At 63.9% G+C, this 15009-nt stretch carries 15 protein-coding genes; 9 read left to right on the top strand and 6 right to left on the bottom strand.

Annotated features, from left to right (window positions below):
• Nucleotides 1-4: 4 nt before the first annotated feature.
• Entirely contained in the window at nucleotides 5-325 is a 321-nt protein-coding gene (locus LPB072_RS00605; RefSeq protein ID WP_066097073.1) for a hypothetical protein, read from the bottom strand.
• Nucleotides 326-579: 254 nt separating this feature from the next.
• Here LPB072_RS00605 and LPB072_RS00600 point away from each other — a divergent pair, with 254 nt between their 5' ends.
• The 7 genes from LPB072_RS00600 (at nucleotide 580) to LPB072_RS00570 (ending at nucleotide 7288) form a co-directional block, all read left to right on the top strand.
• Complete coding sequence (locus tag LPB072_RS00600; RefSeq protein WP_066097070.1) at nucleotides 580-1179, top strand: DUF502 domain-containing protein; 600 nt, start codon at nucleotides 580-582, stop codon at nucleotides 1177-1179.
• Entirely contained in the window at nucleotides 1176-3848 is a 2673-nt protein-coding gene (locus tag LPB072_RS00595; protein WP_066097068.1) for a bifunctional acetate--CoA ligase family protein/GNAT family N-acetyltransferase, read from the top strand. The genes LPB072_RS00600 and LPB072_RS00595 overlap by 4 nt, the downstream gene beginning before the upstream one ends.
• Before the next feature lie 34 nt (nucleotides 3849-3882).
• Nucleotides 3883-4542, top strand: a complete 660-nt coding sequence (locus tag LPB072_RS00590) for a dioxygenase family protein (RefSeq protein WP_082877206.1) — start codon at nucleotides 3883-3885, stop codon at nucleotides 4540-4542.
• A 98-nt stretch (nucleotides 4543-4640) separates the two neighbouring features.
• Entirely contained in the window at nucleotides 4641-5660 is a 1020-nt protein-coding gene (locus tag LPB072_RS00585; protein ID WP_066097065.1) for a metal-dependent hydrolase, read from the top strand.
• A 184-nt stretch (nucleotides 5661-5844) separates the two neighbouring features.
• Nucleotides 5845-6174 carry a DUF4148 domain-containing protein gene (locus LPB072_RS00580; RefSeq protein ID WP_066097062.1) on the top strand — a complete coding sequence of 110 codons (330 nt, stop codon included), beginning with the start codon at nucleotides 5845-5847 and terminating at the stop codon, nucleotides 6172-6174.
• A 224-nt stretch (nucleotides 6175-6398) separates the two neighbouring features.
• On the top strand, nucleotides 6399-7043 hold the full coding sequence (locus LPB072_RS00575) for a sigma-70 family RNA polymerase sigma factor (protein WP_157694194.1): 645 nt from the start codon (nucleotides 6399-6401) through the stop codon (nucleotides 7041-7043).
• Nucleotides 7040-7288 (top strand): zf-HC2 domain-containing protein, encoded by a 249-nt coding sequence (locus LPB072_RS00570; RefSeq protein WP_066097059.1) that lies wholly within the window; start codon nucleotides 7040-7042, stop codon nucleotides 7286-7288. Before LPB072_RS00575 ends, LPB072_RS00570 begins: the two co-directional genes overlap by 4 nt.
• Before the next feature lie 469 nt (nucleotides 7289-7757).
• On the opposite strand, the gene LPB072_RS00565 is transcribed toward LPB072_RS00570, so the two are convergent.
• Both LPB072_RS00565 and dinG read right to left on the bottom strand, forming a co-directional pair.
• Nucleotides 7758-8228, bottom strand: a complete 471-nt coding sequence (locus tag LPB072_RS00565) for a CopD family protein (RefSeq protein ID WP_066097056.1) — start codon at nucleotides 8226-8228, stop codon at nucleotides 7758-7760.
• Between the two features lie 59 nt (nucleotides 8229-8287).
• A complete protein-coding gene (gene dinG, locus LPB072_RS00560) occupies nucleotides 8288-10627 on the bottom strand; it encodes an ATP-dependent DNA helicase DinG (RefSeq protein ID WP_066097053.1) in 2340 nt (779 codons plus the stop codon).
• A gap of 206 nt (nucleotides 10628-10833) precedes the next feature.
• On the opposite strand from dinG, the gene LPB072_RS00555 reads away from it, so the two are divergent.
• The gene (locus tag LPB072_RS00555) at nucleotides 10834-11415 is read left to right on the top strand and encodes a tetratricopeptide repeat protein (protein WP_066097049.1); all 582 of its coding nucleotides are present in this window, start codon (nucleotides 10834-10836) and stop codon (nucleotides 11413-11415) included.
• A 66-nt stretch (nucleotides 11416-11481) separates the two neighbouring features.
• Complete coding sequence (locus tag LPB072_RS00550) at nucleotides 11482-12321, top strand: hypothetical protein (RefSeq protein ID WP_066097046.1); 840 nt, start codon at nucleotides 11482-11484, stop codon at nucleotides 12319-12321.
• A 341-nt stretch (nucleotides 12322-12662) separates the two neighbouring features.
• Here the strand turns inward: LPB072_RS00550 and LPB072_RS00545 are convergent, their stop codons facing one another.
• The 3 genes from LPB072_RS00545 to LPB072_RS00535 are packed head-to-tail and all read right to left on the bottom strand — an operon-like array spanning nucleotide 12663 to nucleotide 15005.
• Nucleotides 12663-13598 carry a ParB/RepB/Spo0J family partition protein gene (locus LPB072_RS00545; RefSeq protein WP_066096932.1) on the bottom strand — a complete coding sequence of 312 codons (936 nt, stop codon included), beginning with the start codon at nucleotides 13596-13598 and terminating at the stop codon, nucleotides 12663-12665.
• Nucleotides 13599-13600: 2 nt separating this feature from the next.
• Nucleotides 13601-14149 (bottom strand): RBBP9/YdeN family alpha/beta hydrolase, encoded by a 549-nt coding sequence (locus LPB072_RS00540; protein WP_066096927.1) that lies wholly within the window; start codon nucleotides 14147-14149, stop codon nucleotides 13601-13603.
• Nucleotides 14150-14165: 16 nt separating this feature from the next.
• On the bottom strand, nucleotides 14166-15005 hold the full coding sequence (locus tag LPB072_RS00535; RefSeq protein WP_082877192.1) for a ParA family protein: 840 nt from the start codon (nucleotides 15003-15005) through the stop codon (nucleotides 14166-14168).
• Nucleotides 15006-15009: the final 4 nt, after the last annotated feature.

The following is a 15009-nucleotide window of genomic DNA, read 5'->3' as shown; positions in this document are numbered from 1 at the left end:
CCGGTCAGCGACCGCCAGGGCGCGAAGGCGAAGCGTCTTCAACCACCTCGGTGGCCTGCACGTCCACCACATCGCCCAGCGGCTCCTGTCGCTCCTGACCAGGCCACATGCCTTGGGTGTAGCGCTGCGACTGCTCACGCATGCGGCCAAACATCACCACCGGCGCGGGCTTGCGCCCCGTGATCAGCGACCACAGCGATACCGCCACGACCACCACCAGTGCAGCGATCAAGAAACTGATCACAAACACCGAAGCAGCGATGACCAGCACCAGCTTGAGCAAGCCGCTCAGCACGCGGCTCAGAAATACAGACAGTTCATTCATAGAAGCAAGAGCGCGGCTAAGCGCGAAGAGTTCCTCGACAGGCCCATTCAGGCGACCGGTGGAGCGTCTTTGTTGGAAACCAACCCAGAACATGTTGGGCCATTGTCCCCTGTTGCAAGCAACTTGGCCAATGCGGCCTTCGCGCTCGGCCAGGACAGTTCATGACGGACGGCTGTTTGCCAAGCGGTCAGACGCTCGACTTGCCAGGCTGATATGCTGAATCCCGCGCCGTTTTGGCCCATTCTCCCGACCCCATGAATCGCATTTACCAATATTTCTTCCGCGGCCTGATCACCTTTCTGCCATTGGCGCTCACGGTCTATGTGTTGTACCTGTTTGTGGCCTGGATCGAGCGCAGCGCCATGACCATGATTCGGCCGCTGATTGGCGACTATTACCTGCCCGGCTTCGGCATCGCGCTGGGCGCCGTGATGATTCTGGTGCTGGGGTTTCTGGTTTCGTTGCCGGTCACCTCGCGCCTGCTGTCCTGGGTCGAGCTGCCCTTCACCAACCTGCCGGTGGTGAAGAGCATTTATTCCTCGTTGAAAAATTTTGCCGACTACTTCTCGCCACATGACCAGGATTCGCAACAAGTGGTGTTGCTCAACATGCCCGGCCACGAGCTCGGCATCGTGGGCCTCGTCACGCGCAATTCGCTGCATGGCCTGCCTCGTGGCCTGGGTGACCTGAACGACCGCGTCGCCGTGTACCTGCCCATGGGGTACATGATCGGCGGCTACACCGTCTTCGTCCCGCGCCAGTGGACCACCCCCATCGACATGTCGGTTGAAGAGGCGATGCGCTCCGCCTTGATCGCCTTCATGGCATCCAACAAGGCTGAAAAGACCTCATGAGCATTCGCAACCTAGACGCCCTTTTCTCTCCCACGTCGATCGCTGTTTTCGGCGCTTCCAACCGCCCGGGCAGCGTGGGCGCCACGGTCTGGCGCAATTTGAGTGCGGACTACACCGGCAAGCTGTATCCGGTGAACCCGAAACATGCCAACCTGGACGGTGTAAAAACCTATGCCCGCGTCGGCACATTGCCCATCGCACCGGAGCTGGCCGTGATCTGCACACCACCGGCCACGGTGGCGCCCATGATTGCGCAGCTGGGCGCTCGCGGCACCCGCGCGGCCATCGTCATCACAGCCGGTCTCGACAAGGCCCAGAAACAGGCCATGCTCGACGCAGCGCGACCCCACATGCTGCGCATCCTCGGCCCCAACTGCATCGGCATGCTGGCGCCACACCTCGGTCTCAACGCCAGCTTTTCCCACATCGGTGCCATTCCCGGCGAACTTGCGTTCGTTTCGCAATCGGGCGCGCTGGTCACCGCCATGCTCGACTGGGCTGGTTCGCGCGGCATCGGGTTTTCGCATTTCGTTTCGCTTGGCGAACACGCCGATGTGGACTTTGGCGACATGCTCGATTTCCTCGGCAGCGACCCCAAAACCCGCGCCATCCTGCTCTACATCGAAAGCGTGGAAGAGAGCCCCAAATTCATGTCGGCCGCGCGCGCCGCAGCGCGCAACAAGCCAGTGATCGTGGTCAAGGCCGGGCGCTCTGCCGCCGGCCAGGCCGCTGCAGCGTCGCACACCGGTGCGCTGGCCGGATCGGACGCCGTGTTCGACGCGGCCATCGCCCGCGCGGGCATGTTGCGCGTGAACTCGCTGCAAGACCTGTTCCTTGCCGCCGAAACCTTGTCGCGCTTCCGCGATGGCCCATCCGGCGGCCTGATCGTGCTCACCAACGGCGGTGGCGCCGGCGTGATGGCGGCCGACGCAGCGGCCAGCGAAGGTGTGCCGCTCACGCCTTTGAGCCCCGAAGTGCTGGCGAAACTCAATGCGGTGCTGCCGCCCAACTGGTCACACAGCAACCCGGTGGACATCATTGGCGATGCCCCTGGGGATCGCTATGTGAACGCACTGGAGGCCCTGAAAGGAGAGGCCGACAGCGCCGTGCTTTTCATACAGGCGCCGACCGCCATCGTGCCCAGCACAGAGATTGCCAACGCACTGCTGTCTTCGGTCACGCAACAGCCACGCCGCGTGCTGGGCAGCTGGCTGGGTGAAGGCGCAGTGAAAGAGGCGCGGCAAATTTTTCGCAATGCAGGCGTGCCCGACTACGACACACCGGAAGAAGCCGTGCGCGCATTTGCGATGCTGCGCACCTACCGGCAGCACCAGATCGAGCTGCTGCAAACGCCTCCTGCGCGCAGCGCCAAACGCCCGGTTGACATGCCACGCATCCGGGCCATCGTCGATGCCGTGATCGGCAGCGGGCGCGAATTGCTCACCGAGCCTGAAGCCAAGGATCTGCTGGACGCGGCAGGTCTGCCGGTGGTGGCCACGCGCGTGGTCAAGGCCGCGCCTGGCGAAGCCATCGTTGCCGCCAAAGAACTGGGCTACCCGGTGGCACTGAAAATTCTGTCGCACGCCATCAGCCACAAGTCCGATGTGGGCGGCGTGCGCCTCAACATCGCCAACGAAGCCGAGTTGAAAGAAGCCTGCGCCGCCATGCTGGAACGCGTGCGCGAATTGCGGCCCGACGCCGATGTGCAGGGTTTCACCGTGCAGCGCATGATCAAACTCAAACATGCCCACGAACTCATCATCGGCGCCAGTGTCGACCCGGTGTTCGGCCCCATCATCCTGTTTGGCCAGGGCGGCACCGCCGTTGAGGTGCTGGCCGACCGCGCGCTGGCGCTTCCACCACTCAACACCCCGCTGGCCCTGGCACAGATCGAGCGCACCCGCATCGCCAAGCTGCTGCACGGCTACCGCGACGAGCCCGCCGCCGATATCGATGGCATCGCACAGGTGCTGGTCTGCGTCTCGCAGCTGCTGGCCGATGTACCCGAGATTGCCGAGCTCGACATCAACCCTCTGCTCGCCAACCACGAAGGTGCGGTGGCGCTGGACGCTCGGGTGCGCGTCTCGGCGCAGTGCCCGGCGGGCGCGAAGCACTTCGCCATCCAGCCCTACCCGCAAGCGCTGGTGGAGACATGGCCCATGAAGGGCAAACCGGTCACGCTGCGGCCCATCCGTCCCGAAGACGAGCCGCAACACCGAACTTTTCTGGAAGCACTGGACCCCGAAGACATCCGACTGCGCATCTTCTACAGCCGGCGCAGCATCGAGCACAGCGAACTCGCCCGCCTGACCCAGATCGATTACGCCCGTGAAATGGCCTTCATCGCCACCCGCCATATCGAAGGCGACGGGGAAGAGACCCTGGGCGCCGTGCGCGCCACCATCGACCCCGACAACATCGATGCCGAATTCGGTGTCATCGTGCGCTCCGACACCAAGGGCAGCGGCCTGGGTACCAAGCTGATGGAAAAGCTGATCGCCTACCTGCGCGAACGGGGCACGCAACGCATCGTGGGCACGGTCTTGCGGGAAAACAAGGGCATGCTGGAACTTGCCAGGCGCCTGGGCTTCCAAGAAGGTGCCAATCCCAGCGATCCTGACGACCACACCATCCGCTTCGTGTCCCTGGCCCTGCAGCATCAGACGTAGGCACAAAGGGATCGCGCACCACCTGGAGCACCCCATGCGCCTAGACCCCATTCAAGTCCTCCCTGCATCAAATGACCGCCGCTACCTGCTGCTGAAAAGCGCAGGCCTGGTCGCTGCCTCCGCCGCCCCGGCCTGGCTCAGACCGGCCTGGGCGCAAGGCACCCGCCTGCAGCCCACCCCCAGCCAGACCGAAGGCCCGTTCTACCCAGAGCGCCTGCCAGCCGATCACGATTTCGACTTGCTGCGCAATGGCCAAGCCGACTACACAGCGGGGCAAACCGCCTGGGTCGAAGGCGTGGTGACCGATACGCTGGGCGTACCGGTTGCCGGCGCGGAGGTGGAAATCTGGCAATGCGACCAGCAAGGCCACTACCACCACCCGCGCGACGGCGGCCTGGCCGACCCAGCGTTTCAGGGCTTTGGCCGCGTCACCGTGGGCAAAGACGGCCGCTACCGTTTCCGCACCCTGCGGCCCGCCAAATACACCGGCCGCACACCCCACATTCACGTCAAGGTTCGGCTGGGCAACACCGATTTGCTCACCACCCAGCTCTACGTCGCCGGCGATCCGGGCAACGCCAGCGACAGCATCTGGCGGCGCCTGGGCACGCAAGGCCAGTCGGCTGTCACCGTGCCGTTTGCGCAATGGAGTGATGGGCTGCGCGCGGTTTTTCCCATCGTGGTAAAGGTTTAGCCCCCCTGCGCCGCCTGCGGCGTTCTGGATTGTGGGTTGTCTGCTTGCGACATGCCCCTCCATCTTCACGGCGTCCCCTCACCCGCTAAAGTCCGCGCATGGATTCTTTGACGCAAATTGCATTGGGCTCGGCCGTGGGCGTGGCCGTGATGGGGCGCCGCACCGCCGTTTGGAAAGCCGCCCTCTGGGGTGCCATCGCCGGCACGCTGCCCGACCTCGATGTGGTGATCGACCACGGCAACCCGGTGCTCAACATGGTTCGCCACCGCGCCGAGAGCCATTCGCTTTTTTACCTCACGCTGTTTGCGCCACTGCTGGCGTGGGTCGCGGCCAAGGTGCATGGCGAGATGTCGCTGTTCAAGAGGTGGTGGCTGGCGCTTTGGCTCGTCCTGGTGACCCACCCGCTGCTCGACAACATGACGGTCTACGGCACACAACTGCTGATGCCATTCACCGACCACCCGTTCGCCGTGAGCAGCGTGTTCATCATCGACCCGGCCTACACCCTGCCCCTGATCGTCGGTGTGGTCGCCGCGCTGCGGCTGAAGAGCGATCGCGGCTTGCGCTGGAACGCGGTGGCGCTGGCCCTCAGCACCGCCTACCTGGGCTGGAGCATGGTGGCGCAATACCAGGTGACCACCATCGCCCGCGCGGCCATGCCAGCGCCCAACATCGCGGCGAACAACTTGCTGGTCACGCCCTCGCCGTTCAACACCGTGCTCTGGCGCCTGGTCGCCACCACGCCAGAGCAGTATTTCGAGGGCTACTACTCCCTGCTCGATCCCGAGCCCACCGTGCGCTGGACGGCCCACCCCCGTGGCGCCGAATTGATCAAGCAACACGGCGAGGTTGATGCGGTGGCGCGCATCGCGGCGTTCAGTCAGGGGTTTTTCAAAATGCAGACCAGCGCCAATCCGGGGCATGTGCTGCTGACCGATCTGCGCATGGGCCAGGAGCCCAGCTACACCTTCAGCTTTGATCTGGGCAATGCGGCCGATGTGGGCGCCGCGCCGATCCAGCAGCGCAGCATGCGCGCCGACATTGGCAAGGCGCTGCCCTGGCTGTGGCAGCGTTTGTTGGGGCACACGCAATCGTCATGGGTGGAGCAAGCGTCTTGAGCTGTGCGTGGTGCTTTGCAAAGAGCGGCCTCACCGTTGACCTGACCCCGCTCAAAACGCATGCGGACAACGATCGGGATAAATCTATTTGAAAAATAGTTGTCACGGTTTTGAAGGCTGGCGCGACCAAGTAAGGGACAACACTGCACACAGCAGCGTTGCACAACCCCCCAAAGGAACCACCATGAAATCCCTCGTCATTGCCACCCTGCTCGCCGCCACAGCCTTCTCCGCTTCTGCCATGTCGGGCAACAACGGTGAGCTCTATCCTCAAGACCAGGACAACTTCGTATCGACCAAAACCCGCGCCGAAGTGATCGCCGAGATGCGCGAAGCACGTGCCGCCGGCACCATCGCCTATGGCGACGCCGACATCAAGCGAATCAACGCCCGCCCAGCGCCCTCCACCAGCACATTGACCCGCGCTGAAGTGCTCATGGAAGTGGCCGATCTCGCCGCCCAGGGCAAGCTCTACCCCAACGGCAACGCAAACGGTGGCATCTACCGCAACTGAGCAGGCCAGCGTGAATGAGCAACGCCTGTGTTTGCCCTGCCCTGCCCTGACCCCCGCGCCAGCCGCCACCCCAAGGTGGCACCGTGGCTGGCGTGAGGACAGGCTCCCTGGCAAGCTCACAAGTTTGTGACATCAATTTTTGTAAGAACTGGCCCCCGGCGCTGACTGATATGGCACAAGTGGCACACGCCCACGCTTTGAAAAAATCTGTCAGTCCCTCGCCCATGAACACCGCTCTCGCCCAACCCGCCGAAGTCCCGCCCCCCATCGAGGTCACCCCCGCCGAAACCGCAGCGGTCGAGCAAGAAGACCCCTGGGGCCCGCTGAGACAGCGCTTGTTGAGGCACGCGCGTGTGGTCGTACACGAAGCCGCGTTGGCCGAAGACCTGGTGCAGGAAACACTGATGGCGATTTTCGAAAACCCGCAGGCCCACAAGGGCCAGGCCGCACTGACCACCTGGGCGATCGCCATACTGAAAAACAAGGTGGCCGACTGGTACCGCTCGCCACACCAGCGCAGGCGCGTGCATGTCAAAGACGAAGAAACCGATGGGTCAGACAACGACCCCGCGGAAGCCCTCTACAACGCTCAGGGCGGCCGCATTGAACCCGTGCCCGTGTGGGAGCAGCCCGAGAACCGGGAAGCCCAGCGCCAGATGATGACGGTGATGGACAGCTGCTTGCGCCGCTTGCCCGCTCAAACCAGCAAGGTCTTCATGATGCGCGAATGGCTGGGTTTTGAATCGGACGAGATCGGCGAACGCCTGGGCCTGAGCCCCGACAACACGCGTACGATCCTTCACCGGGCTCGCACAGGCCTGCGCCAATGCATGTCCTCCCAAGGCCACTCCGGTGGAAACCACGCATGACTTTTCTCCACACCCTTTTCCATTCGTGTCGCCGCGTCGATGAACTGGTTTCGCAGTCGATGGATGAACCCCTCGGTTGGCTGGACCGCCTGCGCATGGGCATGCACCTGCGCATGTGTGGCCCCTGCCAGGAAGTGAAACACCAGGTGGAAACGCTGCACGAAATGGGCGCCGGTCTGGGTGACCTGGGTGCCCCCGATGAAGAGGCTCCGTTTACCCTGCCCAGCCAGCCGCCCCGGCGCTGAAGCGGGTCAGGGCGACAGCGCTGCACAAGGCCGGTGCGGCGTGCGTTGCCAGAGGGATCGACCCGTTCAACCGTTCTGCATGGCCAGCTGAGCGCCCAGGCAGGTATCCGCGCCGAGCCCATGACCACCTGGTGAAACTGGTGCGCCAGCAAGCCATAGACCACAAACACGCCATGAACACGCCTGCCGGAGCGGCAGTTGCGCCATTGGTGAGGCCGCTTGGGGGCTCACGAGCTGCAGCAAGAAGGCCAGAAAAAAGGATCGTGCGTTTGGGGCTCAGGATGAAGGGCAAAAACCCTTTGTGTGCGAACACTTGGCCAGAGCGTGGCGGCGCCTTGTCTTTCCAGACCATCCAGGCGAGGTAGAACAGACAGACAATGCCCGCGCAACCGTTGCACCCTTGCCCTCTAGCTCAGGCACCGAAATTCTGGTTGGCTGCGAGACGCCCTCGACACACCGCCAACCGCCTTCAAACCATCAACATCGTGATGGCAATGATCACCACACCCATCGCCAGGTTGATGCTCACCCAGGTGCGGATCGAAGCCAGTGCCGCACCGCCTGCCGCCCAATCGCTCACGGCCACAGCCTTGCTCAAGCGCTTGAACAGAGCAAAGCGGATGTGGCCAAAGATGGCCATCATCACGATGCCCAGCGTGGCCATGATGGTCCAGTTCAGTGGCATGTTGAAGCCCAGGCCGGCTTGAACCGACTCTTTGGCCACGCGGCCAATCATCCACAGGCCGCTGGCCAAAATCACCACGATGGCCACGAGCACGGCGGCAAAGAAGCGCTGCAGCGCACCGTGCATCAGGCGGATGCGCTGTGGCGGCTCCAGCTTCAACACGGCGGGGCGCAGGAAGAAGTGGGCAAACACCATGCCGCCGATCCAGACCACGACGGCCAGAACGTGAGCGAGTTTGAGGGCGGCGAAAAGCATGGGAAAAGCTCCATAAACAAGAAGAATCAGGCGTCGTTCAAACGGCCCCTAAGTGTCGCTCAGACATCGGTCAACACACCGTCCACACGGCGCTGCACTTTGTAGGGCGGCAGGCCTTGCAGCATACGCCGGCCATAGGCCTGGCGCAGCAGCCGCGCGTCGTAACAAACCACCACAGCCTCGTCGGTTTCGGTGCGCAAGGCCCGGCCGGTCCATTGCAGCAGGCGCGCGCCGGTGGCGGGCACCACGAGTTCGCTGAAGGGGTCGCGGCCCTGGGCCTTGAGCCAGTCGGCGCGGGCCTGGCCCACCGGATCGCTGGGCGAGGCAAAAGGCAACTTGGTGATGAACACCCATTCGCACAGTTCGCCGGGCAGATCCAGCCCCTCGCCGAAAGATTGCAGACCAAACAGAATAGAAGCACCACCTTCGGCCACCCGCTCGGCGTGGCGCTTGATGAGCAGCGTGCGCGAGGCTTGGCCCTGCACCAGAATCTTGTCGCGCAGCGCGCTGTGCATGCCGCGCTCCAGCAGGTCTTGCGCGCGGCGCATCAGGGCTTTGGAGGTGAACAACACCAGCGCGCCACGCTGCACCTGCGTCAGGTCTTCCATCAGCGCGTCGAGCATTTCGCGGGAATAACCTTCTACGTCCTTGGGGTCGGCCTGGGTCTGTACCACGACCAGGCGGCCCTGGGTCGCGTGGTCAAACGGGCTTTGCACTTCGCGCGCGCTCACGGCGTCGTCAAACGCCAGGCCCGACTCGTGCAGAAAGTGATCGAACGTACCGCAGGTGGTGAGCGAAGCAGAGGTGGCTACGGCGGCCCGCACCTTGCTCCACAAATGGGAACGCAGCAGGCTGCCAGGTTGCAGCGGGCAGGCGTGGGCGCTGAGCGTGACCAGGCCATTTTGAATGCCCGCCTCCAGCCATTTGGCGAGCGGTGCCTGGCCGTCGATGGGCTCTTGCAACCAGAGCTCGGCCGTGGCCTGCAAATGCTGCAGGCGTGGGGCGAGAACGCCCAGGCGGCTGTAGAGCTTGGCGCATCGCGCGGCGTCACCGGGGTTTTCGCGGGCGTTGGTTTTGAGCTGGGTGGCCAGCGCTTCCATCACCTTGAGCAGGGCGCTGGAGCGCGTGTGCAACTGCGCCACGGTTTCGGTCCATTCGGGCGGCAAGGCGCCGCCTTCGAAGCGCTCGACCACGGGCACGTTGGCGCTGTCGAAGCCACCGCGAGCGACCGGGGACCGTGCGGCGCGGCCGGTGTGCAGGTCCCAGGCGGGCAAGGAACCGATGCGCGCCATGGCCAGGCGCGCCAGTTCACCCTGTGCGGTTTTGAGTTCGCGGGCGAACCCGGCCACGTCGATGCCAGGCGTGTGCTGCAAGGCGCCGGCTACCTCTTCGACGGCCCTCGGCAAGCGGTCGAGCCACTGGCTGCGCATGAGGTCCATGCTTTCGGTGAATTGCCCCTGGGCCACGGCGCCCAGGTGGTGGGCTTCATCGAACACCACATAACAGTCTTGTGGCGCGGGCAGCGCGTGCAGCCCGAGCGTGGAGAGGAACAGATCGTGATTCACCACGATCACCTGCGACTGGGCGAGGCGCGCGCGCGCCTGGTAATAGCTGCAGCTGTTGTAGCTGGGACAGTGGCGCGCGGTGCAGGTGTGGCGCTCGGCGGCCACGGGGCTCCAGAGTTCGCCGTCGGGAGGGTCATCAAGCCGATCGCGGTCGCCGTCCCAGGCGCCGCTGTCGAGCGAGGCGGTCCATTGGGTGTACTGGCTGGCGCGCTCGGTCCAGCGCTCTGCAGCGCGGGCACTGGCTGCGGCGCTGGCCACGGTGTGGGTGGCCAGGGCGTCGGGGGCGCTGCTGGGGCTGTCGCTGGCGTCGTCGCTGTCAAACAGCTCGGCACTGGCGGCATCACCTCCGCTGAGCTGATCGAGCTTGAGGCGGCACACATAGCGGCCCCGCCCTTTGGCCAGGGCGAAGGTGAACGACTGCGGCAAGGCGGCCGACAAGGCAGGCAGGTCTTTCGCCATCAGCTGCTCTTGCAGCGCCACGGTCGCGGTGGAAATGATCACGCGCTTTTGCTGTGCCAGGGCCAATGGAATCACCGAAGCCGCGTAGGCCGCCGACTTGCCCACGCCAGTGCCGGCCTGCACCACGGCGATGGCCCGCTCTTCAGGCGGCGGCGTTGACGCAGCGCCCGATTCATCGGTGGGCCAACTGACGACGCTCAGGGTTTCGGCGATGTGGGCCGCCATCTCGCGCTGGCCAGGGCGCGAGCGGAAACCGGCCGAATGGGCCACAAGGTGGTCAAACGCGCCGAGGGCCAGGGCCTCGCGGGCAAGCGGGCCCTTGGGCAGCGTTGCGGGGTCGGCGGTTGGAGAAGCGGGGTCGGTTTCAGGAGTCATGCCATTCGATCGTGTGCGCAAGCAGCGCCCGCGAAGGACGATTGTCACCGAGTGGGCGGCGTGGGCCGCAGGAGAGAGGTGGAAACCGTCGCTTTGCGCCATGTCATTGACATACCCAAACAGGGGGACACCATGGTGCCCTGTGGCGCCAATGGCTATACTTTCAGGCTGTTTCTTCCACCAAAGCGCCAGGGAGGTGCCCGTCTATGAAACGTTTTGTCATACCTTTCGTGCTGGCGTTGGTCGCCGCGCCGTTCGCGCACGCGAGCGACGATGACACCATTCGCATTTGCGATGCGAGCGGCTGCTCCGACCGCCCGAAGAACTCGTCCACCTTTCAAGTCGAAGCGGAAGACCCCGTTGCAGCACAGCGCACCGCAGCACTGATCGAGATGGCCAAGAAGGATCCTCGCGCGGCCTGGGATCTGGGCTTGCGCTATTTCCGGGGTGATGGCGTGCGCAAAGATTCCTACCAGGCATTGCAGTGGATGCGCGATGCCGGTGAACGCGGCCACGTTGAAGCCCAGCTGGCCGTTGGCCGCTTTTACCTGATGGGCCTGGAAGAAATGGGCTCGGACCCGGCAGAGGCAGAAACCTGGCTGTCCATGGCCGCCGGCAAGGGCAACAAGGAAGCCAAAAAGTTGCTCGCCCAGGCCCGGAGCGCCAAAAATGACGAACAAGAGCTGTACCGGTTGCGCGAGACCTACCGCAAATCCTGGTACGGCTATTGGTACAGCGGCTACACCTATTACGGAACCTGGGGCCCGCGCGGCTGGTACTACCGCTGAGCCCCCAGCCCAACCCTTTTCGATTTCATTCAGTCAACCGTTTCGATTTTTGAGAAAGTGAATCCCATGAAAACTTTGAACACCAATATCCGCTGGGCCGCTCTGGCCGCCACCATGGCTCTGGCCGGTTGCGTGACCCCTGGCGGCGGCATCGTCTCCACGGGCGGCAACTCCACCGCCGCTTCTGGCTCGGCCGGAGGCGCAACCAGCGTGGGCGCCAACAGCTCGTTGCAGCGTTGTGACGCGCCCCTGGGTACCTTGGCGGTGGACGATGGTCGCGACAAAGAATGGTGGGGCAGCTTCGGTCGCGAGACCCAGGTCACCACCATCGAGCCGCTGATCCGCCTGGCTGTTCAACAGTCCAACTGTTTTGTGATCACCTCGATCGGCAACGCCCGCACCGAGAGCAAGATTTCCGGCATCACAGACAAGCAGCGCAATTCGGGCGAGTTCCGCGCCGGGTCCAAGCAGCAAAAAGGCCAGCGCGTGGCGGCCGACTACTACCTGGAACCCGCCGTGATCATTGACAACGAGTCCACCGGCCAGCTGGCTGGCGCGTTGGGTGGCTTGCTGGGCTCGCGCAACCGCAACCTGGGCGTGCTTGCCGGTTCGCTGGAAAGCAAGGCTTCGGTGGTGACCATGACGCTGCTGGACATCCGCTCGGGAGTGCAAATTGCCATCTCCGAAGGCAACGCCACAGCCACCAACTATGGCGCGGCCCTGGGCGCCTTTGGCCCCAGCGCTGGCGGCGCACTGGGCGGCTTCTCCCGCACCCCAGCCGGTAAAGCCACCGTGGCCGCTTTCACCGACGCCTACAACAACATGGTGATTTCGCTGCGCAACTACAAGGCACAGGAAGTCAAAGGCGGCCTGGGCAAGGGCGGTCAGCTGAAGGTGGGTAACTGATCCCCCCCGCGCCGCCTTCGGCGTCACCCCCCAGGGGGCAACGCTGGCGGGCCGGCGAAGCCGGACCCACGGCGTTCTGGGTTTGAAGATGGGCGTTCCTGGCCACGCCTCGATTCGCAGCCGTTGCTCCCCTCGTTGCTTTCGAGGCTCCCCGGGGGGCAACGCTGGCGGGCCGGCGAAGCCGGACCCACGGCGTTCTGGGTTTGAAGATGGGCGTTCCTGGCCACGCCTCGATTCGCAGCCGTTGCCTCCCTCGTTGCTTTCGAGGCTCCCCAGGGGGCAGCGCTGGCACCAAGAAAAAAGGTCTCCCTTGGGAGACCTTTTTCATTTCGGCGAAGGCTTTAGCGGGCGGTGCCGCGCAGGCGGTCGATGAAGCCGTTGAGTTCGTCCAGAGAACCGAACTGAATCGCCAGCTCGCCCATTTCCTCGAAACGGCCATGGCGCTTGACCCGTTTTTTAATGCGCACTTCCACGTCGGCAGCCAGCAAATCAGAAAGCTCTTCTTCCACGCGCTTGACGTCGCGCGACTTCTCTTTTTTGAGCTTCTGTGGCGCCAACGCGAATTCGGCGCCCAGTTTTTTCACCAGGCTTTCGGCTTCACGCACCGACATCTTCCGCGTCGCGATCTGGGTACCCGCCGTGATCTGGGTGGCGCGGTCCAGCGTGAGCAAGGCACGGGCGTGGCCCATATCGAGGTCGCCGGCCATCAACATGGTCTGCACCGGCTCGGCCAGCTGCAGCAAGCGCAGCAGGTTGGAGGCCGCACTGCGCGAGCGGCCCACGGCCTGGGCCGCCTGCTCGTGAGTGAGTCCAAACTCTTTCACCAGACGTTGTAAACCCTGGGCTTCTTCCAGTGGGTTCAGGTCTTCGCGCTGCATGTTCTCGATCAGCGCCATGGCCGCAGCGGCCTCGTCGGGCACATCGCGCACCAGCACCGGCACCGTGTCCAGCCCCGCCAGTTTGGAAGCCCGGAAGCGCCGCTCGCCGGCGATGATTTCGTATTTGCCGGCGTTGTCACCGCTCTTCAACTGGCGCACCAGAATCGGCTGCATCACGCCCTGCAGCTTGATCGACTCGGCCAGCTCGTACAAAGCGCCCTCGTCCATGTGGGTGCGCGGCTGGTACTGGCCCGCGACCATCTCGGTCACCGCCAGGGTCGAGGGCAACTGGGCCGTGCGCCCGGTTTCCTGTGCATCGGGCGAGGCGGCATCCACCACTTTGGGGCCCAGCAGGGCTTCGAGTCCGCGGCCTAGGCCTTTGGGTTTTTTGGTTGCCATGGTCAGTTATCTTTCATTTCAATGAGTTGGCGCAGCATGCCGTGGCCAAACGCCCAAGCGCCCAACCCTGTCTCCGCGTTGATGTGCCCGGCGTTGCCCAGATCGGTAAACGTGGAGCCCCAGGCAGTTCCCATGGCCTGTACACGGTCGAAACTGCAATAGGGGTCGTCGCGGCTACCGACCAATTGGCTAGGGAAAGGCAACAGCTGCATAGGCACAGGCGACCAGCTGGGCAACACGCCTTGCAGTGCTTCCCGTTCCGCGTCGCCCGGTGCGACCAGCAAAGCGGCCTTCACGCGGTGGGTGTTTTTCGAGTGCGATGCCCAGGCCGCAGTGAGGATGCATCCCAGGCTGTGGGCGACCAGAACCACGGGGCCGTCGGTGGCCAGAATGGTCTCTTCCAGCTGCGCCATCCAGTCGCCGCGGCGCGGGGTCATCCAGTCGTGTTGGTCCACGCGGTGGTAGCCGTATTGGGTTTCCCACAGGCTTTGCCAGTGGTCAGGACCGCTGCTTTGCCAACCGGGAAGAATGAGTACGTTCTGAGGTTTCACGTGAAACACCTTCCGTTCACATCGTTTTGATGCGCTGCACCATCTCGCTGGCAAACGCCAGAAACGCCTGGCTACCCTTGGCATTCGGATCGAAAACGACGCCCGGCAAGCCATAGCTGGGCGCTTCTGCAAGGCGCACGTTGCGAGGGATCACGCTGTCGAACACCTTGTCGCCAAAGTGGGCCTTGAGCTGGTCACTGACCTGCATTTGCAGGGTGATGCGCGGATCGAACATCACGCGCAGCAGCCCGATGATCTGCAGGTCGCGGTTGAGGTTGGCGTGCACCTGCTTGATGGTGTTGACCAGGTCGGTCAGCCCCTCGAGCGCAAAGTACTCACACTGCATGGGCACGATCACGCCGTGGGCACAGCACAGGCCGTTGAGCGTCAGCATGGAGAGCGAGGGTGGGCAGTCGATCAGGATGAAATCGTATTGACTGGCCACCTCGGCCAGCGCGGTTTTCAGTCGCTGGTCGCGACGCTCCAGCCCAACCAGTTCGATCTCGGCACCTGCCAGTTCGCGGTTGGCTCCCAGCACGTCGTAGCCGCACTTGTCGGCCTTGACCACGGCCTCGGCCACCGTCGACGACTCCAGCAGCACGTCGTACACAGAGAGCTCCATGGCGCGTTTGTCCACGCCCGAGCCCATGGTGGCGTTGCCTTGCGGGTCGAGATCGACCATCAAGACACGCTGGCCGATTTTGGCCAGGCCCGCAGCGAGGTTGACCGTGGTGGTGGTTTTCCCCACCCCGCCTTTCTGGTTGGCCACGCAGAAAATCTTGGCCGTTCCAGACTGTTCGATGGGCGCGCTCACGCCTTGGGTTGGCCCTGCGGTGCTCGGTGATTGATCGTTCATAGTT

Origin of the sequence: Hydrogenophaga crassostreae, from assembly GCF_001761385.1 — a bacterium.
GTDB classification, from domain to species: Bacteria; Pseudomonadota; Gammaproteobacteria; order Burkholderiales; family Burkholderiaceae_C; genus Hydrogenophaga; species Hydrogenophaga crassostreae.
Note: the sequence above shows the minus strand (reverse complement) of the source record. Positions and strands in the feature narration are given on the sequence as shown.

Bases quoted from the DNA above. Each gene is read 5' to 3' on its own strand.
- LPB072_RS00595 (WP_066097068.1), top strand. From the start codon at position 1,176: ATGAGCATTCGCAACCTAGACGCCCTTTTCTCTCCCACGTCGATCGCT.
- dinG (WP_066097053.1), bottom strand. From the start codon at position 10,627: ATGACTCCTGAAACCGACCCCGCTTCTCCAACCGCCGACCCCGCAACG.
- LPB072_RS00600 (WP_066097070.1), top strand. From the start codon at position 580: ATGAATCGCATTTACCAATATTTCTTCCGCGGCCTGATCACCTTTCTG.
- LPB072_RS00535 (WP_082877192.1), bottom strand. From the start codon at position 15,005: ATGAACGATCAATCACCGAGCACCGCAGGGCCAACCCAAGGCGTGAGC.
- LPB072_RS00550 (WP_066097046.1), top strand. From the start codon at position 11,482: ATGAAAACTTTGAACACCAATATCCGCTGGGCCGCTCTGGCCGCCACC.
- LPB072_RS00585 (WP_066097065.1), top strand. From the start codon at position 4,641: ATGGATTCTTTGACGCAAATTGCATTGGGCTCGGCCGTGGGCGTGGCC.
- LPB072_RS00565 (WP_066097056.1), bottom strand. From the start codon at position 8,228: ATGCTTTTCGCCGCCCTCAAACTCGCTCACGTTCTGGCCGTCGTGGTC.
- LPB072_RS00555 (WP_066097049.1), top strand. From the start codon at position 10,834: ATGAAACGTTTTGTCATACCTTTCGTGCTGGCGTTGGTCGCCGCGCCG.
- LPB072_RS00545 (WP_066096932.1), bottom strand. From the start codon at position 13,598: ATGGCAACCAAAAAACCCAAAGGCCTAGGCCGCGGACTCGAAGCCCTG.
- LPB072_RS00605 (WP_066097073.1), bottom strand. From the start codon at position 325: ATGAATGAACTGTCTGTATTTCTGAGCCGCGTGCTGAGCGGCTTGCTC.
- LPB072_RS00575 (WP_157694194.1), top strand. From the start codon at position 6,399: ATGAACACCGCTCTCGCCCAACCCGCCGAAGTCCCGCCCCCCATCGAG.
- LPB072_RS00570 (WP_066097059.1), top strand. From the start codon at position 7,040: ATGACTTTTCTCCACACCCTTTTCCATTCGTGTCGCCGCGTCGATGAA.
- LPB072_RS00580 (WP_066097062.1), top strand. From the start codon at position 5,845: ATGAAATCCCTCGTCATTGCCACCCTGCTCGCCGCCACAGCCTTCTCC.
- LPB072_RS00590 (WP_082877206.1), top strand. From the start codon at position 3,883: ATGCGCCTAGACCCCATTCAAGTCCTCCCTGCATCAAATGACCGCCGC.